Annotated in this window: 16 protein-coding genes; 15 read left to right on the top strand and 1 reads right to left on the bottom strand. The window is 69.6% G+C overall.

Features of this window, described 5'->3' with window-relative positions:
- Positions 1-65 precede the first annotated feature (65 nt).
- On the top strand, positions 66-2,771 hold the full coding sequence (gene aceE, locus ACFWCK_RS13690) for a pyruvate dehydrogenase (acetyl-transferring), homodimeric type (protein ID WP_378806363.1): 2,706 nt from the start codon (positions 66-68) through the stop codon (positions 2,769-2,771).
- A gap of 437 nt (positions 2,772-3,208) precedes the next feature.
- On the opposite strand, the gene ACFWCK_RS13685 is transcribed toward aceE, so the two are convergent.
- Positions 3,209-4,009, bottom strand: a complete 801-nt coding sequence (locus ACFWCK_RS13685) for an IclR family transcriptional regulator (protein WP_378806362.1) — start codon at positions 4,007-4,009, stop codon at positions 3,209-3,211.
- 191 nt (positions 4,010-4,200) lie between these two features.
- Here ACFWCK_RS13685 and ACFWCK_RS13680 point away from each other — a divergent pair, with 191 nt between their 5' ends.
- From ACFWCK_RS13680 to ACFWCK_RS13615, 14 genes are all read left to right on the top strand, one after another.
- Positions 4,201-5,592 (top strand): NAD-dependent malic enzyme, encoded by a 1,392-nt coding sequence (locus ACFWCK_RS13680; RefSeq protein WP_378806361.1) that lies wholly within the window; start codon positions 4,201-4,203, stop codon positions 5,590-5,592.
- Between the two features lie 5 nt (positions 5,593-5,597).
- Entirely contained in the window at positions 5,598-6,878 is a 1,281-nt protein-coding gene (locus ACFWCK_RS13675) for a DUF6986 family protein (protein ID WP_378806360.1), read from the top strand.
- Complete coding sequence (locus ACFWCK_RS13670; protein WP_378806758.1) at positions 6,875-7,690, top strand: bifunctional allantoicase/(S)-ureidoglycine aminohydrolase; 816 nt, start codon at positions 6,875-6,877, stop codon at positions 7,688-7,690. Before ACFWCK_RS13675 ends, ACFWCK_RS13670 begins: the two co-directional genes overlap by 4 nt.
- Positions 7,691-8,066: 376 nt before the next feature.
- Positions 8,067-8,867, top strand: coding sequence for a hydroxypyruvate isomerase family protein (locus ACFWCK_RS13665; RefSeq protein WP_378806359.1), 801 nt, complete (start codon positions 8,067-8,069; stop codon positions 8,865-8,867).
- 32 nt (positions 8,868-8,899) lie between these two features.
- Positions 8,900-9,778 carry a 2-hydroxy-3-oxopropionate reductase gene (locus ACFWCK_RS13660; protein WP_378806358.1) on the top strand — a complete coding sequence of 293 codons (879 nt, stop codon included), beginning with the start codon at positions 8,900-8,902 and terminating at the stop codon, positions 9,776-9,778.
- A gap of 44 nt (positions 9,779-9,822) precedes the next feature.
- Positions 9,823-11,610 (top strand): glyoxylate carboligase, encoded by a 1,788-nt coding sequence (gene gcl, locus ACFWCK_RS13655; RefSeq protein WP_378806357.1) that lies wholly within the window; start codon positions 9,823-9,825, stop codon positions 11,608-11,610.
- Between the two features lie 64 nt (positions 11,611-11,674).
- A complete protein-coding gene (locus tag ACFWCK_RS13650; protein WP_378806356.1) occupies positions 11,675-12,820 on the top strand; it encodes a glycerate kinase in 1,146 nt (381 codons plus the stop codon).
- A gap of 298 nt (positions 12,821-13,118) precedes the next feature.
- Positions 13,119-14,117, top strand: a complete 999-nt coding sequence (locus ACFWCK_RS13645; RefSeq protein WP_378806355.1) for a LacI family DNA-binding transcriptional regulator — start codon at positions 13,119-13,121, stop codon at positions 14,115-14,117.
- A gap of 187 nt (positions 14,118-14,304) precedes the next feature.
- Positions 14,305-15,834: an NCS1 family nucleobase:cation symporter-1 gene (locus ACFWCK_RS13640; protein ID WP_378806354.1), complete on the top strand. Its 1,530-nt coding sequence runs from the start codon at positions 14,305-14,307 to the stop codon at positions 15,832-15,834.
- 21 nt (positions 15,835-15,855) lie between these two features.
- On the top strand, positions 15,856-16,581 hold the full coding sequence (locus ACFWCK_RS13635; protein ID WP_233311801.1) for an aspartate/glutamate racemase family protein: 726 nt from the start codon (positions 15,856-15,858) through the stop codon (positions 16,579-16,581).
- 89 nt (positions 16,582-16,670) lie between these two features.
- Positions 16,671-18,059, top strand: a complete 1,389-nt coding sequence (gene allB, locus ACFWCK_RS13630) for an allantoinase AllB (RefSeq protein WP_233311800.1) — start codon at positions 16,671-16,673, stop codon at positions 18,057-18,059.
- A 321-nt stretch (positions 18,060-18,380) separates the two neighbouring features.
- Positions 18,381-20,603, top strand: coding sequence for an ATP-dependent Clp protease ATP-binding subunit (locus ACFWCK_RS13625; protein WP_378806353.1), 2,223 nt, complete (start codon positions 18,381-18,383; stop codon positions 20,601-20,603).
- Positions 20,604-20,918: 315 nt separating this feature from the next.
- Positions 20,919-22,385: a nucleobase:cation symporter-2 family protein gene (locus tag ACFWCK_RS13620; protein ID WP_378806352.1), complete on the top strand. Its 1,467-nt coding sequence runs from the start codon at positions 20,919-20,921 to the stop codon at positions 22,383-22,385.
- Between the two features lie 328 nt (positions 22,386-22,713).
- On the top strand, positions 22,714-24,081 hold the full coding sequence (locus tag ACFWCK_RS13615) for an 8-oxoguanine deaminase (protein ID WP_378806351.1): 1,368 nt from the start codon (positions 22,714-22,716) through the stop codon (positions 24,079-24,081).
- The last annotated feature ends 127 nt before the right edge of the window (positions 24,082-24,208 follow it).

Here is a 24,208-nt window from a genome sequence, read left to right as displayed (position 1 = left end):
ATCTAGCAGATCAGCCCCGCTGCCCGACCGGCAGCCTCCCGATACATCCCACAGAAAGGCCGAAGATGCACGAACAGAGCAGCTCCGCCGCCCTCGGATCCGAGACCCTGGATCACGACCCCGAAGAGACCGCCGAGTGGCTCGAGTCGCTGGATGCGCTCGTCGCCCAGCGCGGCGCCGAGCGTGGCGAGCACATCGTGCGCACGCTGGCCGCCCGCGCCGGTGTGGTCGACGAGCCGAACGCGACCACGGACTACGTCAACACGATCTCGGTCGCCGATGAGCCCGCCTACCCCGGCGATGAGGAGCTCGAGCGCCGCTACCGCGCCTGGATGCGCTGGAACGCCGCGATCTTGGTGCACCGCGCACAGCGCCCCGGCATCGGCGTCGGCGGCCACATCTCCACCTACGCAGGTGCCGCGACCCTGTACGAGGTCGGCTTCAACCACTTCTTCCGCGGCAAGGACCACCCCGGCGGCGGCGACCAGATCTACTTCCAGGGCCACGCCTCGCCCGGCATGTACGCCCGCGCCTTCATGGAGGGCCGCCTCAGCGAAGAGGACCTCGACGGCTTCCGTCAGGAGAAGTCCCGCGAGGGGCATGCCCTGAGCTCCTACCCGCATCCCCGGCTCATGCCGGAGTTCTGGGAGTTCCCGACCGTGTCGATGGGCATCGGCCCGATGAACGCGATCTACCAGGCGCAGTCCAACCGCTACCTGCACAACCGCGGGCTCAAGGACACCAGCGACCAGCACGTATGGGCGTTCCTCGGCGACGGCGAGATGGACGAGCCGGAGAGCCGCGGGCTGCTGCAGCTCGCCGCCAACGACAAGCTCGACAACCTCACCTTCGTCGTGAACTGCAACCTGCAGCGCCTGGACGGCCCGGTGCGCGGCAACGGCAAGATCATCCAGGAGCTCGAGGGCTTCTTCCGCGGTGCGGGCTGGAACGTCATCAAGGTCGTCTGGGGTCGGGAGTGGGATGCCCTTCTCGACGCCGACACCGAGGGTGCGCTGCTGAACGTCATGAACATGACCGTGGACGGCGACTACCAGACGTACAAGGGCGAGTCGGGTGCGTTCATCCGGGAGAACTTCTTCGGACGCGACCCGCGCGCGCTCAAGCTCGCCGAGCACCTCAGCGACGACGAGATCTGGGGCCTCAAGCGCGGCGGTCACGACTACCGCAAGGTGTTCGCGGCCTATCAGCAGTCGATGGAGCACAACGGCAAGCCCACCGTGATCCTCGTCAAGACGGTGAAGGGCTACGGCCTCGGCCCGCGGTTCGAGGCGCGCAACGCCACGCACCAGATGAAGAAGATGACGCTGCAGGACCTCAAGGACTTCCGCGACCACCTGCGCGTGCCGATCAGCGACGAGCAGCTCGATGCGAACCCCTACGAGCCGCCGTACTACCACCCCGGCGCCGACGCCCCCGAGATCCGCTACATGCAGGAGCGTCGCGCGGCGCTCGGCGGGTACCTGCCCGAGCGCCGCCCGAACGCCTCCGGCGAGATCGCCCTGCCCGACCCCAAGGCGTACGAGGTGGCGGCTCGCGGATCCGGCAAGCAGCAGGCCGCGACCACCATGGCGTTCGTTCGGGTGCTGAAGGACCTCATGCGCGACCCCGAGTTCGGCAAGCGCATCGTCCCGATCATCCCCGACGAGGCGCGCACCTTCGGCATGGACGCGTTCTTCCCGACCGCGAAGATCTACAACCCGAACGGGCAGAACTACCTGGCCGTCGACCGTGACATCGTGCTCTCGTACAAGGAGTCGACGGCGGGTCAGATCGTGCACGTCGGCATCAACGAGGCCGGATCCATCGCGGCCTTCACTGCGGCGGGCACCGCGTACGCTACGCACGGCGTGCCGCTCGTGCCGGTGTACGTGTTCTACTCGATGTTCGGGTTCCAGCGCACCGGCGACTCCCTCTGGGCGGCAGCCGACCAGATGACGCGCGGCTTCCTGATCTCGGCGACCGCCGGGCGCACCACGCTCACCGGCGAGGGGCTGCAGCACGCCGACGGGCACTCGCCGCTTCTCGCGGCGACGAACGCCGCGGTGATCACGTATGACCCCGCGTTCGGCTACGAGATCGGCCACATCATGCGCGCCGGCATCGAGCGCATGTACGGCGCGGACTCGACCGACCGCAACTACATCTACAACCTCATGGTCTACAACGAGCCGATCGTGCAGCCGGCCGAGCCCGAGAACGTCGATGTGGCGGGGATCCTGGGCGGCATCCACCGGATCGCCCCGGTCGAGGCGCCCAAGGCGCACCTGCTCGCGTCGGGCATCGGCGTGACCTGGGCGCAGGAGGCGCAGCAGCTCCTCCGCGACGACTGGGGCGTGGACGCCGACGTCTGGTCGGTGACCAGCTGGACCGAGCTGCGCCGCGACGCGGTCGCCGCCGAGGAGGACGAGTTCCTCGGGCGCGGCGCACGGGAGCCGTTCGTGCGGCAGCAGCTCGCGGACGCGCACGGCCCGATCGTGGCGGTCAGCGACTACGCGAAGGACCTGCCGGACCAGATCCGCCAGTTCGTCCCGAATGACTGGGCGACCCTGGGCGCCGATGGCTTCGGCTTCTCGGACACCCGCGCCGCCGCCCGCCGGTACTTCAAGATCGACGGCCCCTCGGTCGTCGTGCGGACGCTGCAGCTGCTCGCGAAGCGGGGCGAGATCGACGCATCGGTCCCTGCGCAGGCGGCCGAGAGGTACCGTCTGCTCGACGTGAACGCCGGAACGAGCGGCACCGACGCGGAGTGACGCTGGAGGAGGCGCCGGACGAGATCCGGCGCCTCCTTGCGTCGTCGAGCGAGCCCCGGCGCACCCGGAGCCTCCCGGGGGTCGTCGAGCGAGCACCGGCGCGGCCGGAGTCTCCCGGGGGTCGTTGAGCGAGCACCGGCGTAGCCGGAGTTTCCCCGTGGTCGTTGAGCGAGCCCCGGCGCAGCCGGAGCCTCCCCGGGGCCGTTGAGCGAGCGCCGGCACCAGCCGGAGCGAGACGAAACGCGGCACCCGCTCGCCCGGTTCCCTGGTCGCGAGGCGCCCTCTCCCCGTGCTCGCTGGTCGCTTATCGCCCCTTCCCGCTGCCGCAAGGGGCGATAAGCGACCAGCGAGCGTCACCGCCCTCTCGCTGGTCGCGGGACCCTTGCGCTGTGTTCCCTGGCCGGGGATGCCTCACCTGGGCGCTCGCGCGCCCCGGCTCAGGCCTCCAGGTCAGCGGCGATGGCGGAGGCGGCCTCGCGCAGCAGCGGCACGGCGCGCTGTGCGAACTCCTCGGTCACGCGCGCGATCGGACCGGAGACCGAGACCGCGGTCGGGGTGGGGGCGCCGGGCACGGCCATCGCGTAGCAGCGCACGCCGATCTCCTGCTCCTGCTCGTCGATCGAGTACCCGCGCTCGCGGATCAGATCCAGCTCCGCCAGCAGCGCGTCCACGGTGCCGATGCTGTACGAGGTGGGGGTCGTCATGCCGGTGCGCCCGACGATGCCGCGCACGACGTCGTCGTCGAGCTGGGCGAGGATCGCCTTGCCGACGCCGGTGTCGTGCACGTTGGCACGGCGGCCGACCTCGGTGAACATGCGCATGGAGTGCTGCGAGGGTACCTGGGCGACGTACACGACCATGTCGCCGTCGAGCACGGCCATGTTGGCGCTCTCGCCGAGTGCGTCCACGAGGGTCTTCAGCTGCGGGCGGGCGAGCGCGCCGAACTGGCGGGATGCTCCCTCGCCGATGCGGATCAGGCGCGGCCCGAGCGCGTAGCGGCGGTTCGGCAGCTGGCGCGCGTAGCCGAGCGAGACCAGAGTGCGCAGCAGGCGGTGGATCGTCGGCAGCGGGAGATCCGTCGACGCGGACAGCTCGCTCAGCGTGACATCGCCGCCGGCGTCGGTCACGAGCTCGAGCAGCTCGAACACGCGCTCGACGGACTGCACGCCCGATCCCGCAGCCCTGCCGGTCTTCGGCTCCGTGTCCTTCACGCCCGTGATGCTCGGATTCTCCGCCATGTCAGCTCCCGTCCTTGGGTAATTCCATCATGCGAGAGTCCCGAGCCGGAAATCCGAGAGGATTCGAATCTCATCTTGCGCGAAACTTCCACGATAGAGATAATAGTGTCCACAATACGAAACTTGTAAAGAGTTCATCACCGCAACAGCGCCCGAGGCCTCCGCCCGGGACGCCTCGATGAGGAGGAATCATGGCGAACCCGGGTCCCGGAAATTCGATCACGCTGCGCATCGACGCGCCGTCCAACTTCACCGTCACGAGCGAGCTCGCCGCGGCCGCCGCTGCCGCCGGCGCCGTCGTGACCGCGCTCGACGTCGTCGAGTCGCACCCGGCGACCATCGTCGTCGACCTGACCTGCAACACCACCGGTGAGGAGCACGCCGACCAGGTGCGCGACGCGATCGACGCCCTCGAGGGCGTCACGGTCCGCCTGGTCAGCGACCGCACGTTCCTGATGCACCTCGGCGGCAAGCTCGAGGTCGTGCCTCGGGTGCCGCTGCGCAACCGCGATGACCTGTCCCGTGCGTACACGCCCGGCGTCGCCCGCGTCTGCATGGCCATCGCCGAGGACAAGAGCAAGGCCCGCCAGCTCACCGTCAAGCGCAACACGATCGCGGTCGTCACCGACGGCACGGCCGTGCTGGGACTGGGCGACATCGGCCCCGAAGCGGCACTGCCCGTCATGGAGGGCAAGGCCGCGCTGTTCAAGCAGTTCGCGAACGTCGACGCCTGGCCCGTCTGCCTCGACACCAAGGACACCGAGGAGATCATCAAGATCGTCAAGGCGATCGCCCCGGTCTACGGCGGCGTGAACCTCGAGGACATCGCGGCTCCGCGCTGCTTCGAGATCGAGGCCCGTCTGCGCGACGAGCTCGACATCCCCGTCTTCCACGACGACCAGCACGGCACCGCGATCGTCACGCTCGCCGCCCTGCAGAACGCGCTCAAGGTCGTCGACAAGACGATCGGCGAGGTGCGGATCGTCGTCTCTGGCGTCGGCGCCGCCGGCAACGCGATCGTGCAGCTGCTGCTCGCCGAGGGGGCCGTCGACATCGTGGCCTGCGGCCGCAACGGCGCGATCAACCGCGACGAGGAGTACACCGACGCGCACCGCATCGAGCTCGCCGCCACGACCAACCCCCGCGGGGTCAAGGGCACCCTCAAGGAGGTGCTCGTCGGCGCGGACGTGTTCATCGGCGTGAGCGCCCCGAACGTGCTCGACGAGAACGACATCGCCGGCATGGCCGACGACGCGATCGTGTTCGCGATGGCGAACCCCACCCCCGAGGTCGACCCGATCCTCGCGTCCAAGCACGCGGCGGTCGTCGCCACCGGGCGCAGCGACTTCCCGAACCAGATCAACAACGTGCTGGCGTTCCCCGGCTTCTTCCGGGGCCTCCTCGACGCGGGCGTGTCGGACATCACGCCGCCTATGCTGGTCGCAGCCGCGCAGGCGATCGCGGACCGCGTCGGCGATGACGAGCTCAACGCGAGCTTCATCATCCCCAGCGTGTTCGACCCGCTCGTGGCGGGCGCCGTCGCCGAGGCGATCGTGCGCGTCGTCGAGTCGTCGAAGGAGTGAGCCCTTTGTCCGCAGGCACCCTGGGCGAGGCCGACCTCGCTGACATCGACGCCCGCCTCTCCGGCACCGACACGTTGCTCACCACCGAGTACCCCGGTGACGACGGATCCCGTCAGCCCGTGCACACGCTGTACGTGCCCGCCGACCGGTTCCGGCTCGACCTGCCGGCGCAGTTCGGCCAGGCGGCCGCGCAGGCCGTCGCCGACTTCGGCGGCACGGTGGCACTGGCCCAGGCCGTCGGCCTCGGCGCGCTCGCGGCCGAGCTCGCGCCCCTCGTGGACGAGAAGCTCGTCGCCGAGCCGATCGAGGACCTGCGCCTCGACTTCGAGGACGGCTACGGCGCCCGAGGTGACGACGAGGAGGACGCGGACGCGATCCTCGCCGCCGAGCGGGTCGCCCAGGCCGTCGCCGCCGGCGTCGCGCCCCCGTTCATCGGCATCAGGTTCAAGTGCTTCGAGGCGCCCACGCGCCGGCGCGGGATCCGCACGCTCGACCTGTTCCTGTCGACGCTGGTCGCGAACGGCCCGCTGCCCGACGGCCTCGTGCTGACGCTGCCCAAGGTCGCCACCGTCGAGCAGGTCGAGGCCATGGTCTCGCTGTGCGAGCTGTTCGAGGAGCGCCTCGGGCTGCCCGCGGGTCGGCTTCGCTTCGAGGTGCAGATGGAGACGCCGCAACTCATCGTCGCGGCGGACGGATCCGTCCCCGTCGCGACGCTCCTGCACCGCGCCGACGGCCGGGTGAGCGCCCTGCACTACGGCACCTACGACTACAGCGCCTCTCTGCAGATCGCCGCGGCGTACCAGTCCATGGAGCACCCGGCCGCCGACTTCGCCAAGCAGGTCATGCAGGTGGCCGTCGCCGAGACCGGCGTGCGGATCTCCGACGGATCCACCAACGTGATCCCCGTCGGCGATCATGACCACGTCATCGCGGCGTGGAAGCTGCACGCCCGCCTGGTGCGGCGCTCGCTCGAGCGCGGCTACTACCAGGGCTGGGACCTGCACGCCGCGCAGCTGCCCACCCGGTACCTCGCGACCTACGCGTTCTACCGCGAGGGGTTCGCCGCGGCCGCCAAGCGGCTGGACAACTACCTGCACGGCAGCGACGCCACGATCATGGACGAGCCGGCGACGGCCCGTGCTCTGGCGCGGTTCGTCGTGCGCGGCCTGGAGTGCGGTGCGCTCACGGCGGACGAGGTCCGCTCCGCGACCGGATCCGAGCCTGCGGAGCTGGTCCGCCTCGCACACCCGAAACTCGCCACGACTCTCGCCACGAAGGAGGCCTGATGTCCTACTACACCCCCGCCGGTGGCCTGCCCCCGCAGACCGATCTGCTCACCGACCGCGCCGTCGTCAAGCTCGCGTACACCTTCATCCCGAAGGGCGTGCTGCGCGATATCGTGACCAGCAGCCTGCCCGGGTTCACGGACACCCGCGCGTGGATCCTGGCGCGTCCGACCCCGAGCTCGGCGCAGACCTTCTCGCAGCTCATCGTCGAGATCGCGCCGGGAGGCGGGGCCGCGAAGCCCGAGCCCGAGGCCGGGGTCGAGGGTGTCGTCTTCGTCACCGCCGGTGAGCTCACGCTGACGCTCGACGGCGCCACGCACGTGCTCGAGGAGGGCGGCTACGCGTTCCTCGCGCCGGGTGCGGAATGGTCGCTGCGCAACGAGGGATCCGAGCGCACCAGCTTCCACTGGATCCGCAAGGCCTACGAGTACCTCGACGGCATCGACGCCCCCGCGTCGTTCGTCACGAGCGACAAGGACATCGAGCCGGTCTCGATGCCCGACACCGATGACGTCTGGGCCACCACCCGCTTCTCCGACGCGAGCGACATGGCGCACGACATGCAGGTGAACATCGTCACCTTCAAGCCGGGCGGATCCATTCCGTTCGCCGAGACGCACATCATGGAGCACGGTCTGTTCGTGCTGCAGGGCAAGGCCGTCTACCGCCTCAACGACGATTGGGTGGAGTGCGAGGCCGGCGACTACATGCTGCTGCGCGCATTCTGCCCGCAGGCCTGCTACGCCGGCGGTCCCGAGGACTTCCGCTACCTGCTCTACAAGGACATGAACCGTCAGATCCGCCTGACCTGACGTCCGTCCCGAGCCGGTCGAAGGGCCCTGCGAACGCCGCTCCCCAGGGGCGGCGTTCGTCGTATCGGCGTGCGCGAGCTCCCCAGGGGCTCGTCATGTTCGGCGTTTGGTGCTGCTCGCTGGTCGCGTGTGGCCCCTTCCCGCGAGGTCAAGGGGCGACACGGGACCAGGGAAGGTCACCGCACGACGGCACCGCCCGGAGCTCACCGCTCGCTGGGTGCGCGCAGAGGAGGGCGAGAGCAGGGGGACCCGAGAGGATCCCGGATCCGAGCCGTTGACATCCGCACCGCCGCGGCCTAAACTTTCATCAATCAAGATTTTATTTCCGCAATTCGGAATTAGCCCGATAACCGAGACAGACATCAAGGACGATCTCATGAGCTACACCGTCAACGCCTCGATCCTTCTGACCGAGCTGCCGATCCTGGAGCGCCCGGCCGCCGCGAAGGCCGCCGGCTTCGACGCCGTGGAGTACTGGTGGCCGTTCGCCGTCGCCGTGCCCGCGCAGGAGGAGGTCGACGCGTTCGTCGCCGCGATTCAGGACGCCGGGGTGCAGCTGACCGGACTGAACTTCTTCGCCGGCGACATGCCGGGCGGCGACCGCGGCCTGGTGTCGTGGGTCGGCCGTGAGGACGAGTTCGCCGCCAACATCGACGTCGTCGTCGCGATCGGGCGCCGCCTCGGGACGAAGGCGTTCAACGCCCTCTACGGCAACCGCATCGAGGGCGTCGACGCGAAGGCGCAGGACGACCTCGCCGTGAAGAACCTCGCCGCCGCGGGCCGCGCGGTCGCCGAGCTCGGCGGCATCGTCCTGCTCGAGCCGGTCTCGGGCATGGAGACCTACCCGCTGAAGACCGCTGCGGATGCGCTCGCGATCATCGCGCGCGTGAAGGACGAGGAGGGCGTGGACAACGTCCGCCTGCTCGCCGACTTCTACCACCTCGCCGTCAACGGCGACGACGTCGCAGCCCTGATCGCCGGTCACGCTGCCGAGTTCGGCCACATCCAGATCGCCGACGCCCCCGGCCGCGGCGAGCCCGGCACCGGCGAGCTGCCGCTCGCGCAGTGGATCGCCGACGCCCAGGACGGCGGCTACGCCGGCGTCATCGGTCTCGAGTACAAGGCCACTCAGGCGGATCCGTTCGCCTGGATCACCCCCGCGGCCGCACAGGCCTGACCCCACCAGACTTCCCGCGAAGGAGCGAAGACATGACCCGCATCGCATTCATCGGCCTCGGCATCATGGGCCTGCCCATGGCCACCAACCTCGTCACCGCTGGCTACGACGTCGTCGGCTACAACCGCAGCCAGGAGGCGATCGATAAGCTCGTCGCCGCCGGCGGCTCGGGCGCCACCGGCATCGCCGACGCGGTGAAGGACGCCGACGTCGTCATCACGATGGTCCCGGACTCCCCGGACGTGGCCGGTGTGGTGCAGGGCCCGGACGGGGTCTTCGCGAACGCCAAGGCCGGCGCGCTCTGGATCGACAACTCGTCCATCCGTCCCGACGTGGCCAAGGAGCTCGCCGAGGAGGCCGTCGCCGCAGGCCTCGGCGTCGTCGACGCCCCGGTCTCCGGCGGTGAGCAGGGCGCGATCGACGCCGTCCTCTCGATCATGGTCGGCGGATCCCCGGATGACTTCGCCAAGGCCGAGCCGGTCCTGAACGCGATCGGCAAGACCATCGTGCACGTCGGCCCCGCCGGCGCCGGCCAGACCGTGAAGGCTGCCAACCAGCTCATCGTCGCCGTGAACATCCAGGCGCTCGCCGAGGCGGTCACGTTCCTCGAGGCGTTCGGCGTCGACACCGATGCAGCGCTGAAGGTTCTCGGCGGAGGACTCGCCGGATCCAAGGTCCTCGACCAGAAGGGCCAGAAGATGCTGAACCGCGACTTCGCGCCCGGCTTCCGCCTCGCCCTCCACAACAAGGATCTGGGCATCGTCACGTCGGCTGCGCGCTCGGTCGGGGTCACCGTCCCGCTCGGCGCCGCTGTCGCACAGCTCGTGAACGCGCTCGTCGCCCGCGGCGACGGCGGCCTGGACCACTCGGGCCTGTTCAAGCTCACCACCGAGCTCTCCGGCCGCGACTGACGCGCCGACTCCCACACACGAACTTTCTCCCAAGGAGCACTCCCATGACCCGCATGCGTGCAGTCGATGCGATCGTCCAGATCCTGATCAAGGAAGGCGCGGACGAGGCATTCGGCCTCCCCGGCGCCGCCATCAACCCCCTCTACTCCGCGATCCGCGCCAACGGCGGCATCCGGCACACCCTGGCCCGCCACGTCGAGGGCGCCAGCCACATGGCCGACGGCTACAGCCGCACCGGCGACGGCCGCATCGGCGTCTGCCTGGGCACCTCCGGCCCCGCCGGCACCGACATGATCACGGGCCTGTACGCGGCGATCGCCGACTCCATCCCGATGCTCTGCATCACCGGCCAGGCTCCGGTGGCGAAGCTCGACAAGGAGGACTTCCAGGCCGTCGACATCGCGTCGATCGCGAAGCCGGTCACGAAGTTCGCCAAGACCGTCCTCGAGGGCGCGCAGGTTCCCGGCGTCTTCCAGTCCGCGTTCCAGATCATGCGCTCCGGCCGTCCCGGACCGGTGCTCATCGACCTGCCCTTCGACGTGCAGATGACCGAGATCGAGTTCGACATCGACACCTACGAGCCGCTGCCCGTGGCCAAGCCCGTCGCCACCCGTGCGCAGGCCGAGAAGGTGCTCGACATGCTCGTCGCAGCGAAGCACCCCGCGATCATCGCCGGTGGCGGCATCGTGAACTCCGGCGCCTCGGAGAAGCTCGTTGAGCTCGCCGAGACCCTGGGCGTGCCCGTGTTCCCGACCCTGATGGGCTGGGGCGTGCTCCCGGACGACCACCCGCTCGCCGCGGGCCTGGTCGGCATCCAGACCTCGCAGCGCTACGGCAACGCGAGCTTCCTGGAGAGCGACTTCGTGCTGGGCATCGGCAACCGCTGGGCGAACCGCCACACCGGCGGCCTGGACACCTACCGCAAGGGCCGCACCTTCGTGCACGTCGACATCGAGCCCACCCAGATCGGCCGCGTCTTCGCGCCCGACTACGGCGTGGTCTCCGACGCGGGCGCGTTCATCGACGTCCTGCTCGAGGCCGCTCGCGAGCGCGTCGCCGAACTGCCCGACTACAACGGCTGGGCCGAGGAGTGCCGCGACCGCAAGGCGCGCCTGCAGCGCAAGACCAACTTCGACAACGTGCCGATGAAGCCGCACCGCGTGTACCAGGAGATGCTGACCGCGTTCGACCGCGACACCACCTTCGTCACCACGATCGGCCTCTCGCAGATCGCGGGCGCGCAGCTGCTGCACGTCTACGGCCCGCACAAGTGGATCAACGCCGGTCAGGCCGGCCCCCTGGGCTGGACCGGCCCCGCCGCTCTCGGCGTCGTGCGCGGCAAGCCGGGCGAGCAGGTCGTCGCGCTCTCGGGCGACTACGACTTCCAGTTCATGATCGAGGAGCTCGCCGTGGGCGCGCAGCACAAGCTGCCTTACATCCACGTCGTGGTCAACAACAGCTACCTGGGCCTGATCCGCCAGTCGCAGCGCGGCTTCGAGATGGACTACGAGGTGTCGCTGGCGTTCGACAACGTGAACACGCCGCAGGACTCGTCCTCGATCGCCACCGGCTACGGCGTGGACCACGTCAAGGTCGCCGAGGGCCTGGGCGCCAAGGCGCTGCGCGTCGAGCGTCCCGAGGACCTCGCCGCGGGCTTCGCCGAGGCGCAGCGCCTGCGTGACGAGTTCCAGGTGCCGGTGGTCGTCGAGGTCATCCTCGAGCGCGTCACCAACATCGCCATGGGCGCCGACCTCGACACGATGAACGAGTTCGAGGACCTCGCGACGTCGCCCGCCGACGCCCCCGAGGCCATCTACGCGCTGCTCGACTGAAACAGCCGTCCGTCGACCCGTAGCCTGTAGGCGAAGCCGACGAGCCGGAAGTAGAAAGGCCACCATGCGCATCCTGATCGCCTCGGACAAGTTCAAGGGCTCCGCCACGGGCCCGGAGGTCGCCGCCGCGCTCGCGGCGGGGATCACCGCGACCGCGCCGGGGACCGCCATCGACGCGGTCCCCGTCGCGGACGGCGGGGAGGGCACGGTCGACGCCGCCCTCGCTGCCGGGTTCGAGGCGGTCACCGCGACGGTGACGGGGCCCACGGGCCGGCCCGTCGCCGCGCGCTTCGGCGTGCGGGGTGCGCAGGCCATCATCGAGATGGCCGCGGCGAGCGGACTCGACCAGCTGCCCGGTGGCGTCAAGGACGCGCTCGGCGCCACCAGCCGCGGAACCGGTGAGCTGATCGCGGCGGCGCTGGACCACGGCGCGACCAGCATCGTGCTCGGCATCGGCGGCAGCGCCAACACCGACGGCGGCGCGGGCATGCTGCAGGCGCTCGGCGTCTCGCTGCGGGACGCCGACGGGAAGGAGCTGCCCGGAGGCGGCGGGGCGCTCGCGCGCGTCGCCGAGGTGGATGTGACGGATCTGGATCCGCGTCTCGCCGGGGTCGAGATCGTGCTCGCGAGCGACGTCGACAACCCGCTGCTCGGCGAGCGTGGCGCTCCGGCGGTGTTCGGCCCGCAGAAGGGGGCGAGCCCGGAGGACGTGGCCGTGCTCGACGCGGCTCTGGCGCGCTACGCCGCGCTGCTGGAGCAGCAGCCCGGCATCCGCGCCGCCACGACGCTGCGCGGAGCGGGCGGCGCCGGCGGCGTGGGCTATGCGGCGCTGGCCGCTCTCGGTGCCCGGCGCGAGCCCGGCGTCGAGGTCGTGCAGCGCCTCACGGGGCTCGCCGAGGCGCTCGGCGCCGGCGACTCCAGGGCCGACCTCGTCATCACCGGCGAGGGCAGCCTCGACGACCAGAGCCTGGGCGGCAAGACCCCGCTCGGCGTGGCCGCGGCCGCACGCGCGGCCGGCATCCCGGTCGTCGCGGTGTGCGGGCGCTCCACGCTCAGCGCCGAGGCGGCCAGGGCGGCAGGATTCGAGCGCGTCTATGCGCTCAGCGAGCTGGAGCCGGATCCGGCCCGCAGCATGGCCGAGGCCACAGCTCTCCTCACCGAGGTGGGCCGTCGCATCGGAGCCGAGGTCGGCGAGCTCGTCGCCGTTTGAGCGCCCGCCGTTCGCGCTCCTCACCCCCGGGGTCGTTGCGCGAGGACGACGGATGGTCGTCGAGCGAGGACGCGCAGCGCCCGAGACGAAACGCAGACCGAGACGAAACGCGGTGCCCTCGCGAGATCGCCGCGTTCGTCTCGCTCCTCGCCGTCGCTCGGTGCTCGCTCAACGGCCCCGTGTCCACCCCGCCGCGCTCGTCCCCGTCCGCGTAGGATCGGAGCCCGGGGAACGATCCCGAGGATGTCGTGGACGATCTCGACGATGAGGTGGACGGTCTCGCAAGCGAGGTGGACAGATGAGCGAGCGACCGCTTCTGCGTGATGTGGCCGCCCTCGCCGGCGTCTCGCCGACGACGGCCTCTCATGCGTTCAGCGGGCATCGCCCGGTGTCGGCCGCGACGAAGGCCGCGGTGCTTAAGGCCGCCTTCGACCTCGGCTTCGTGATGGAGCGCGATGCCGGACAGCGCACCGTCGGCCTCCTGCTGCGCCCGCCTGAGGCCATCCCCGGATTCGCGTCCGGCTCCGACGCCTTCACCTCCGTCGCCGGTGCGGTGCTGGTGGCTCTGCTGGGCGCCGGCTTCTCCGTCTCCTCCTTCCTCACGCTCGACGACATCGGAGCTCAGGTCGGCCGGCTCGACGCCTTCGTGCTGTTGCACCCCCGCCGTGGGGACGAGGTGCTCCGTGCGCTCATCGAGCGGGACATCCCGACCGTGACGCTGGATCGGGATCCGGACGACGACGACTTCCCGTGGTGGATCAGTGCCGATCACGTCGCCAATGCGCGCACCCTCCTCGAGCACCTGCTGGAGCGGGGGGCGCAGCGCCCGGCACTGATCGTGGGGTCGACGCAGAACACGTATTTGGAGTCGATCGCCGGCGTTTACGTCCAGGAGATGCGCGCACGGGGGCTGCCCGTGCTGGTGCGGGAGCTGGAGCCGGTGCGCGGACAGCAGGGCGGAGCGGCGGCGGCCGAGTCGCTGCTGCGCACGCCGACGCCGCCCGACGCGTTCCTCACCTCCTCGGACGTGTTCGCGGTGGGAGCGATCGAGGCGGTTCGGTCGCGGGGGCTCCGCGTGCCCGACGACGTCCTCGTCGCGAACATGATGGACAGCGTCATCGCCGAGCGCGCGGTGGTGCCGATCACGGCGATGAAGGCGAACATGCAGATCTGGGCGTCGCAGCTGACGCGGCTGCTGGAGCGTCGGCTGAGCAGCGCTGCACCGCTCACGTCGCACCTGCGGCTCGAGTTCGATCTGGTCGAGCGCGCCTCGACCGGACGGCCGCAGCGGAGCTGAACCGTCCTCGTGATCGCGGGGCTGCGGGGATCGATGGCGCGGGCGCCCGGGAGCCGATCCAAATTATGCAAACGATGTTGCTACGGCCCCGACGGAGAGCGACGATATCTCCATCCGAAATCGGTATTCCGGATTGTGAAATCTAGTGTCGACGGCACTGTCGCCGTCGAGAGGGGTTCAAATCACAATGACATCCAACGACTACGTCCACGTCCCGAGTCGGGCGTCCGAGGGGCTCGATGAGGCGCCCTCCAGCGTGTTCGCGGTGCAGGCGGGCATCAGCCCGCGCCTGTACAACAGCGACCTGGCGCCGACCAACCGCGAGAGCCGGCACTGGAGCGCGTACAGCATCTTCACCCTCTGGGCGAACGATGTGCACAGCCTCGGCAACTACGCCTTCGCGATCGGCCTGTTCTCGCTCGGCCTGACCGGCGGCCAGATCCTCGGCGCGCTCGCGTTCGGCGCACTGTTCCTGTTCCTGCTGCTGAGCCTCTCCGGCTTCATGGGGGAGAAGACGGGCGTGCCGTTCCCGGTGATGAGCCGCATCGCGTTCGGCATCCACGGCGCGCAGATCCCGGCGCTGCTGCGCGGCGGTGTCGCGATCGCCTGGTTCGGGATCCAGACCTATCTGGCCTCGCAGGTGCTGCAGGTCGTGCTGATCGCGATCTTCCCCGGTGTGAAGGAGATGCAGTCCGGATCCTTCCTCGGCCTGTCGGCCCTCGGCTGGATCACCTTCGTCGCCCTGTGGATCATCCAGGTCGTCATCGTCAGCTACGGCATGGAGATGATCCGCAAGTACGAGGCCTTCGCCGGCCCGATCATCCTCGCCACCTTCGTGATCCTGGCCGTGTGGGTGCTGGTGCAGTCCGGCTTCCAGGTGAACTGGGCGCCGACCGAGGCGGCGACCGGAGCCGACGTGTGGATCAAGATGCTCGGCGCCGCCTCGCTGTGGGTCTCGATCTACGGCACGTTCGTGCTGAACTTCTGCGACTTCACCCGCGGCGCGAAGTCCCGGCGAGCGATCGTCAAGGGCAACTTCTGGGGCATCCCGATCAACATGCTCTTCTTCGGCGTGATCGTGGTCGTGCTCACCGGCGGCAGCTTCAGCATCAACGGGAAGCTCATCACGTCGCCGTCCGAGGTCGTCGCCGCGATCCCGAACACGTTCCTGCTCGTGCTCGCCTCGCTCGCGCTCATCGCGCTGACCATCGCGGTCAACCTGATGGCCAACTTCGTGGCGCCCACGTACGCACTGAACAACCTGTTCCCGCGGCATCTGAACTTCCGCCGCGCGGCACTGATCTCCGCCGTCATCGGCATCGTGATCACGCCGTGGAACATGTACAACTCGCCCGTCGTCATCGGCGTGTTCCTCGGGGGTCTCGGCGCCCTGCTCGGCCCGCTGTTCGGCATCATCATGGTCGACTACTGGCTGATCAAGAAGCAGCGCATCAACGTGCCGCAGCTGTACTCCGACTCGCCGATCGGCGAGTACGCCTACGCGAAGGGCTTCAACCCCCGCGCGATCATCGCCCTGGTGATCTCGGGTGCGATCGCCCTGCTGTTCACCTTCCTGCCCGTGTTCAAGACGGTCAGCGACTTCTCGTGGTTCGTCGCCGCAGGATCCGCGGCGATCATCTACGCGATCATCGCCGACCGCAGGGGACCCTTCCACGACGTCGACGGCGCGGAGATCGCCGTCAAGGCCGGCCACTGAGATCCGACGAGGACAACACCCATGCGCATTCTCATCGCGAACGTCAACACCACCGAGGCGATGACCGACGCCATCGCCGAGGCGGCGAGGGCCGTCGCGTCACCGGGCACGGAGATCATCGGCCTGACGCCCGACTTCGGCGCCGAGAGCTGCGAGGGCAACTTCGAGAGCTACCTCGCCGCGATCGCGGTCATGGACAAGGTCGTGCGCTTCGAGGGCGAGTACGACGCGGTCATCCAGGCCGGCTACGGCGAGCACGGACGGGAGGGGCTGCAGGAGCTGCTCACCGTTCCGGTGGTCGACATCACCGAGGCGGCGGCCTCCACGGCCATGTTCCTGGGGCGCTCCTACTCCGTGGTCACCACGCTCGACCGCACCGTGCCGCTCATCGAGGACCGGCTGATCCTCGGTGGTCTGCACGACCGCTGCGCGTCGGTGCGCTCGTCGGGCATGAGCGTGCTCGAACTCGAGTCGGATCCCGAGCGCGCGGTCGAGGCGATCGCCGCCGAGGCGCAGAAGGCGGTCGAGATCGACCGGGCCGAGGTCATCGTGCTCGGCTGCGGCGGCATGGCGGAGCTCAAGGACCGCGTGGTCGAACTCTGCGGCGTGCCCGTCGTGGACGGGGTGCAGGCCGCCGTGCAGGTCGCCGAGAGCCTGGTGCGTCTCGGGCTCACCACCTCCAAGGTCCGCACCTACGCCTCGCCCCGGCCGAAGCGCGTCACCGGGTTCCCGGCGACGGCGCGCTGATTCCGGAGCACAATCGAAGAACCCGACAACCACCCCTCAAACCACCTCACAACGCCGACGACGTCGCCGGCAGAAGGGAATCCGCGGACATGTCCCAGGAGACCGAAGAACACGCCTCGCTCGACCCGACCGGTGAGCACTACGACCTGGTGATCCGCGGCGAGCGGGTCCTGACCAGTTCGGGGATCCGACCCCGTGAGGTGGGGGTGCGGCACGGCGTGATCGTCGCGATGCAGCCCCTCGGCAACAACCTCGTCGGCGACGAGATCATCGAGCTCGCCGACGACGAGACCCTGATCCCGGGGCTGGTCGACACGCACGTGCACGTCAACGAGCCCGGCCGCACCGAGTGGGAGGGCTTCTCCTCGGCGACCAAGGCCGCCGCGGCGGGAGGTGTGACGACGATCCTGGACATGCCGCTGAACAGCATCCCGCCGACGATCGACACCGACGCGCTGGACATCAAGCGCGCCGTCGCCCGCGACCAGGTGCACGTCGACGTGGGCTTCTGGGGCGGGGCCGTTCCGGGCAACACCGAGAAGCTGCGCGGGCTGCATGACGCCGGAGCCTTCGGCTTCAAGTGCTTCCTGCTGCACAGCGGGGTGGACGAGTTCCCGCCGCTGGATCCCGACGAGCTCGAGAAGGACATGCGCGAGCTCGCGACCTTCGACTCCGTGATGATCGTGCATGCGGAGGACTCCCGCGCGATCGACCGCGCGCCCAAGCCCGACGGCGACGACTACGCCAAGTTCCTCGCGTCGCGCCCGCGCGGTGCGGAGAACCTCGCGATCGCCGAGGTCATCGAGCGCGCCCGCTGGACCGGCGCCCGCGCGCACATCCTGCACCTGTCCTCCTCGGACGCGCTGCCGATGCTGCGCTCGGCCAAGCACGACGGCATCCGGCTCACGGTCGAGACCTGCCCGCACTACCTGACGCTCACCGCGGAGGAGATCCCGCTGGGCGCGACCGCCTTCAAGTGCTGCCCGCCGATCCGCGAAGCCGGCAACCGGGAGCTGCTCTGGCAGGGCCTGGAGGACGGCACGATCGACTTCATCGTCTCGGATCACTCGCCCTCGACGCTCGACCTCAAGGACCTGGAGAACGGCGACTTCGCCGTGGCCTGGGGCGGCGTCGCCTCGCTGCAGCTCGGCCTTTCGCTGATCTGGACCGAAGCGCGCCAGCGCGGTCTGTCGCTGGAGACCGTGGTGGGGTGGATGAGCGAGAAGCCGGCGCAGTTCGCCGGTCTCACGGGCAAGGGGCGCATCGCGCCGGGCTACGACGCGGACTTCTCGATCTTCGCCGCCGATGACGCCTACGTGGTCGACGTGACCAAGCTGCACCACAAGAACCCGCTCACCCCCTACAACGGCAAGGCGCTCGCCGGACGGGTCCGCAAGACCTACCTGCACGGCACGCCGATCGACTTCGAGAACCCGCGCGGACGCCTCCTGCGCCGGGGCATGGTCGAGGAGGACTGACACCCCGTCCCGCCACCGAGTCGTCCCCGTCCGCACGAGCCGAGGTCCGTGTCGACGGGGACGACTCGACGGGGGAGAGCTCGTCGACGGTGTGCGGACAACGGCGTCCGACATCGTCGGCGGATCCGTCTATGGATCCGCCTGCGGTCCGAACGCGAAAGGCCGGCCCGATCCCTGTGATCGGGCCGGCCTTTTCGCGTGCCTCGGCCCTTGCCCTGCCGTGGCCCGTCCGATAAACTTGAGCCGTATCAACTCAACTTTGAAGAGTCGGATCGGTTCCGGCTCTTCCGCCACAGACGCAAGGAGAACCCAGGAGGACGAATGGCCACCCCTCAGACGGCACAGCAGGACGAGCAGCAGTCGGCGCTCGAGCAGTTCGGCATCAACCTCACCGATCGCGCCCGGCAGGGCAAGCTCGATCCGGTGATCGGGCGCGACGCGGAGATCCGCCGCGTGAGCCAGGTGCTCACCCGCCGCACCAAGAACAACCCGGTGCTGATCGGCGAGCCCGGCGTCGGCAAGACCGCCGTGGTCGAGGGCCTCGCGCAGCGCATCGTCGCCGGCGACGTGGCCGAGTCGCTCAAGGACAAGGAGCTGGTGTCGCTGGACATCTCCGCCCTCGTCGCCGGCGCCATGTACCGCGGCCAGTTCGAGGAGCGCCTGAAGAGCGTGCTCAAGGAGATCACCGAGTCCGACGGCCGGGTCATCACCTTCATCGACGAGCTGCACGTGCTCATGGGCGCGGGTGGGGGAGAGGGATCCGTCGCCGCGTCCAACATGCTCAAGCCCATGCTCGCCCGCGGCGAGCTGCGCCTCATCGGCGCCACCACTCTCAACGAGTACCGCGAGTTCATCGAGAAGGACGCGGCGCTCGAGCGGCGCTTCCAGCAGGTCTACGTCGGCGAACCCTCCGTGGAGGACTCGATCGCGATCCTGCGCGGGCTCAAGGGCCGCTACGAGGCGCACCACGGCGTGACCATCAGCGACTCCGCACTCGTCGCGGCCGCCTCGTTGTCGAACCGCTACCTGCCGAGCCGCCAGTTGCCGGACAAGGCGATCGACCTCATCGACGAGGCCATGAGCCGGCTCAAGATGGAGATCGACTCGAGCCCCGTCGAGATCGACCAGCTCAAGAGGTCGGTCGACCGGATGCGGCTCGAGGAGCTCGCGCTGAAGAAGGAGAAGGACGCGGCCTCGAAGGAGCGCCTCGCGAAGCTCCGTGAGCAGATGGGCGAGGCCGAGGCCGAGCTCGCCGGACTCGAGGCCCGCTGGGAGCGCGAACGCGGTGGCCTGAACCGCGTGGGCGAGCTCAAGAAGCGTCTCGACGAGGCGTTCACCGAGCGCGACCGGGCCCTCCGCGACGCGGACTACGTGAAGGCGTCCAAGCTGGAGTACGAGACCATCAAGCAGCTGCAGGCGCAGCTCGCCGAGGCCGAGCGCCAGGCGGACGCCGTCAGCGACGAGCCGCGCATGGTCAACGAGCAGGTCACCGACGAGGACATCGCCGCGGTGATCGCGGCCTGGACCGGGATCCCCGTGGGCCGGCTGCTGCAGGGCGAGAGCGAGAAGCTCCTCCACCTGGAGCGCGAGCTGGGCCGCCGCCTGATCGGTCAGAAGGAAGCGGTGACAGCCGTCTCCGACGCGGTGCGCCGTTCGCGCGCCGGTATCAGCGACCCCGGCCGCCCGACCGGTTCCTTCCTGTTCGTCGGCCCCACCGGCGTCGGCAAGACCGAGCTGGCCAAGGCGCTCGCCGAGTTCCTCTTCGACGACGAGCACGCCATGGTGCGCATCGACATGTCGGAGTACGGCGAGAAGCACTCGGTCTCGCGGCTCGTCGGCGCCCCTCCCGGGTACGTCGGCTACGAGCAGGGCGGTCAGCTCACCGAAGCCGTGCGGCGGCGTCCCTACAGCGTCGTGCTGCTGGACGAGGTCGAGAAGGCGCACCCCGAGGTGTTCGACGTGCTGCTGCAGGTCATGGACGACGGTCGCCTCACGGACGGGCAGGGCCGCACGGTCGACTTCTCGAACGTCATCCTGATCCTCACGAGCAACATCGGATCCCCGATCCTGATCGACCCGACGCTCTCGCCCGACGAGAAGCGCGAGGCCGTGATGGCGCTCGTGCGGCAAGCGTTCAAGCCCGAGTTCATCAACCGTCTCGACGACATCGTGATGTTCCAGGCCCTCACCGAGGACGACCTCGCGCAGATCGTCGAGCTCACGATCGACCAGCTGCAGCGACGGCTCGCCGATCGCCGGCTGACCCTCGCGGTCACCCCGGATGCGCGCGCCTGGCTCGCCGAGCGCGGCTACGACCCGGTGTTCGGGGCGCGGCCGCTGCGGCGCCTCATCCAGAACGAGGTGCAGAACCGGCTCGCCTCTGCGCTGCTGTCCGGTCGCGTGCACGACGGCGACGTCGTGCGGGTGGATGTGGCGGCGGACGGATCCTCCCTGGTGCTCACCAGCGACGGGCCCACGGCGTCGCGGGAGTCGGACGCGGGCCCGGACGACGAGACGATCGAGGCCGAGCTGCTCGACGACTGACCCGCGGCCCCCATCGCGACAGGGGCCCGGATCTCCCTGATCCGGGCCCCTTTTTCGCGCTCTCCGGGGAATCACTCGCCGGTACAGATATCCGCATAACGGAAAGTACAATCCGAGATTCGGAAAAAAGTCTTGACTCTCGACGAGTGCCCCCGTTAGCCTGAGGGTGTCTCCAGAGCCGGAGACGCACCTGGACCAACAGCATCCGCCCCGCTCGCGAGGCGGACGGAGCGCCCGCACCGTATCGCCGCACAGGCGCTGCATGCCGGCCGGCGCTCGGCTCACCCGGTGCCTGCACCCGACGAAGAGGTCGAATTGACTACCAAGCAGAAGAAGGAGTTCGTCCGCCCCGAGGACGAGCGACTGCCGATCGGCGCGACCATCGGCTACGGCATCCAGCACGTGCTCACGATGTACGGCGGCATCATCGCCCCGCCGCTCATCATCGGGCAGATCGCGGGCCTCAAGCCCGCCGAGATCGGCGTTCTCATCGCCGCGTGCCTGTTCATGGGCGGTCTCGCCACGATCCTGCAGACGGTCGGCGTCCCGTTCTTCGGTTCGCAGCTCCCGCTCGTGCAGGGCGTCTCGTTCGCGGGTGTCGCCACCATGGGGGCGATCGTCACCAGCGGCGGCGGGCTGCCCGCGGTGTTCGGATCCGTCATCGCCGCGTCGGTGATCGGTCTGATCATCGCCCCGGTGTTCGCCACCGTCATCCGGTTCTTCCCCCCGGTCGTGACCGGAACCGTGATCACGACCATCGGTCTCAGCCTCCTGCCGGTCGCCGCCGGCTGGATCGTCGGCACCGGAGAGGGCGCGAATGCGGCCAAGGGCGCCCTGCCCGAGAACCTCATGCTCGCGGGCATCACCCTGGTGATCGTGCTGATCCTCAGCAAGATCCCGGTCGGCGCCATCTCGCGTCTCGCGATCCTGCTCTCGATCGTGCTCGGCACCATCGTCGCGATCTTCCTCGGCAAGGCCGACTTCAGCAAGGTCGGCGAGGGCGACATCTTCGCCCTGCCGCAGATCTTCGGCTTCGGCCTGCCGACCTTCGAGATCGCCGGCATCATCTCGATGTTCATCGTGATCCTGGTGACGCTCACGGAAACCACCGCGGACATCCTGGCCGTGAGCGAGATCGTGGGCACCAAGGTCGACTCCAAGCGCATCGCCGCGGGTCTGCGCGCCGACATGCTCTCCAGTGCCGTCTCCCCGATCTTCGGCACGTTCACGCAGTCCGCGTTCGCCCAGAACGTCGGCCTCGTGGCCATCACCGGTGTGAAGAGCCGCTTCGTGGTCACCGCCGGCGGCGGCGTGCTCGTCATCCTGGGTCTGCTGCCCGTGCTCGGCCGCGTCGTCGGCGCCATCCCGTCGCCCGTCCTCGGCGGTGCCGGCCTGGTGCTGTTCGGCTCCGTGGCCGCGTCGGGTATCCGCACGCTCGCCAAGGTCGAGTACAAGGACAACATGAACCTCGTGATCGTCGCCACCTCGCTGGCGGTGGGCATGCTCCCGATCGCGGTCCCGTCGATCTACGGCCAGATGCCGGCCTGGTTCGTGACGATCTTCCACTCGGGCATCAGCTCGGCCGCGGTGACCGCGATCCTGCTGAACCTGCTGTTCAACCACCTCGGCAGCGCCAAGCGCAAGAACGCCTTCGTCTCCGCACCGACCCGGAGCATCCCGGTCGCGTACCTGGACGCGTTCGAGGACGGCGACTCGATCATCGACGGCAAGATCGTCGATCGCGATGGCAACGAGGTCGCCGTCGAGCACCCGTCGCACTGAGGCGCTGGCCCCGGTTCTGCGCCTTTCCCTCCCCTGGCCGCCTTTCCCTCCCCTGGCGCGCGTCGCCCAGGGGAGGGAAAGGCGTTGGGGAGGGGGGAAACGCGGGCTCGCCCGATCGCCGGGGTCGCCCTCCCGTTCTCGACTGATCCGCATCTTGGAATCCTCGGTCCAGGATCCGGAAAAGTCTTGACCCGCTTCGAAGCCTCGTGATAGATGTGGAACGTCTCCGCCGACGGGGACGCACCTGGATCAGCAGACAGGTCAACACTGAGCTGGCCCCCCGCGGGGCCGGATCCCGGCTCCGCCTCACCCACAGGGAGTCTGCTCAATGTCCGAATCCACTCGCACCGTCTGGCTGAAGAACCCGCTCGTCATCCACACCGGCGACACCGCCGACGCCCGCGGCGGCATCGTCGTCGCCGGATCCACGATCCTCGAGGCGGTGCCTGCCGGCGGATCCCCGTCGCAGCCGGTCGATGAGGTCTACGACGCCTCGCGGCACGTGATCATCCCGGGTCTGATCAACACGCACCACCACTTCTACCAGACCCTCACCCGCGCCTGGACGCCGGTGGTCAGCGCCGAGCTGTTCCCGTGGCTGAAGGGTCTGTACGGCGTCTGGGCGGGGCTCACCCCCCGCGACCTCGAGCTGGCGACCACCGCCGCGCTCGCCGAGCTGCTGCTCTCCGGCTGCACCACCGCCGCCGACCACCACTACCTCTTCCCGAACGGGCTCGAGGACGGCATCGACGTGCAGGTCGACGTCGTCAAGCGCCTCGGGATGCGCGCGACCCTGACCCGCGGATCCATGTCGCTGGGGGAGAAGGACGGCGGCCTGCCCCCGCAGAGCACCGTGCAGGACGCCGACGTGATCCTCGCCGACAGTGAGCGCCTCGTCGGTGCGTACCACGAGCGCGGCGACGGCGCCTTCGTGCAGATCGGTCTCGCGCCGTGCTCGCCGTTCTCGGTGACCACCGAGGTCATGCGCGACACGGCGACCCTGGCGGAGCGGCTCGACGTGCGCATGCACACGCACCTCGCCGAGACCATCGACGAGGAGGACTTCTGTCGCGAGCGATTCGGCCTGCGCACCGTGGACTACCTCGACAGCGTGGGCTGGCTCTCGGACCGCACCTGGCTCGCCCACGGGATCCACTTCGACGACGCCGAGATCGCGCGCCTGGGCGCGGCCGGCACTGCGGTCTCGCACTGCGCCACCTCGAACATGCGGCTCGCCTCGGGCATTGCGCGGGCCGTGGAGCTCGAGGCGGCGGGCGTCCCCGTCGGGCTCGGTGTCGACGGATCCGCGTCGAACGACGGCTCCAACATGATGATGGAGGTGCGTCAGGCCCTCTACCTGCAGCGTCTGCGCTACGGCGCCGCCGCGGTGACCCCCGAGCACGCCCTGAACTGGGCGACCCAGGGGTCGGCGCGCGCGCTCGGACGCAGCGACATCGGCGTGCTGGCACCCGGCAAGCAGGCGGATCTCGCGATGTTCACGCTCGACGAGCTGCGCTTCTCGGGCAGCCACGACCCGCTCGCGGCCCTGCTGCTCTGCGGCGCCGAGCGCGCCGACCGGGTGATGGTGGGCGGAGCCTGGCGCGTCGTCGACGGGCAGATCGTCGGCCTCGACGTGCCGCAGCTCATCGCGGAGCACAGCGCGGCCGCGCGCGGCCTGCTCGCCCGCCACCGCTGAGGCAGGCTCGCCGCGCTGGTCGCGTGGTGCCCCTCGGCGGGTTCCCTGGTCCCGTGGCGCCCTTTCGTGGGGTTCGCTGGTCCCGTATCGCCCCTTCGTGGGGCGTCAAGGGGCGACACGGGACCAG

It is taken from the genome of Microbacterium sp. NPDC060117, assembly GCF_042729315.1.
Taxonomy (GTDB): Bacteria; Actinomycetota; Actinomycetes; order Actinomycetales; family Microbacteriaceae; genus Microbacterium.
The sequence above is the reverse complement of the archived record's forward strand: the minus strand, read 5'-3'. Positions and strand labels throughout refer to the sequence as shown.

Excerpts from the sequence above, each read along its gene's own strand:
- aceE (WP_378806363.1), top strand. The coding sequence starts at position 66 with ATGCACGAACAGAGCAGCTCCGCCGCCCTCGGATCCGAGACCCTGGAT.
- ACFWCK_RS13685 (WP_378806362.1), bottom strand. The coding sequence starts at position 4,009 with ATGGCGGAGAATCCGAGCATCACGGGCGTGAAGGACACGGAGCCGAAG.
- ACFWCK_RS13680 (WP_378806361.1), top strand. The coding sequence starts at position 4,201 with ATGGCGAACCCGGGTCCCGGAAATTCGATCACGCTGCGCATCGACGCG.
- ACFWCK_RS13665 (WP_378806359.1), top strand. The coding sequence starts at position 8,067 with ATGAGCTACACCGTCAACGCCTCGATCCTTCTGACCGAGCTGCCGATC.
- ACFWCK_RS13660 (WP_378806358.1), top strand. The coding sequence starts at position 8,900 with ATGACCCGCATCGCATTCATCGGCCTCGGCATCATGGGCCTGCCCATG.
- gcl (WP_378806357.1), top strand. The coding sequence starts at position 9,823 with ATGACCCGCATGCGTGCAGTCGATGCGATCGTCCAGATCCTGATCAAG.
- ACFWCK_RS13650 (WP_378806356.1), top strand. The coding sequence starts at position 11,675 with ATGCGCATCCTGATCGCCTCGGACAAGTTCAAGGGCTCCGCCACGGGC.
- ACFWCK_RS13645 (WP_378806355.1), top strand. The coding sequence starts at position 13,119 with ATGAGCGAGCGACCGCTTCTGCGTGATGTGGCCGCCCTCGCCGGCGTC.
- ACFWCK_RS13640 (WP_378806354.1), top strand. The coding sequence starts at position 14,305 with ATGACATCCAACGACTACGTCCACGTCCCGAGTCGGGCGTCCGAGGGG.
- ACFWCK_RS13635 (WP_233311801.1), top strand. The coding sequence starts at position 15,856 with ATGCGCATTCTCATCGCGAACGTCAACACCACCGAGGCGATGACCGAC.
- allB (WP_233311800.1), top strand. The coding sequence starts at position 16,671 with ATGTCCCAGGAGACCGAAGAACACGCCTCGCTCGACCCGACCGGTGAG.
- ACFWCK_RS13625 (WP_378806353.1), top strand. The coding sequence starts at position 18,381 with ATGGCCACCCCTCAGACGGCACAGCAGGACGAGCAGCAGTCGGCGCTC.
- ACFWCK_RS13615 (WP_378806351.1), top strand. The coding sequence starts at position 22,714 with ATGTCCGAATCCACTCGCACCGTCTGGCTGAAGAACCCGCTCGTCATC.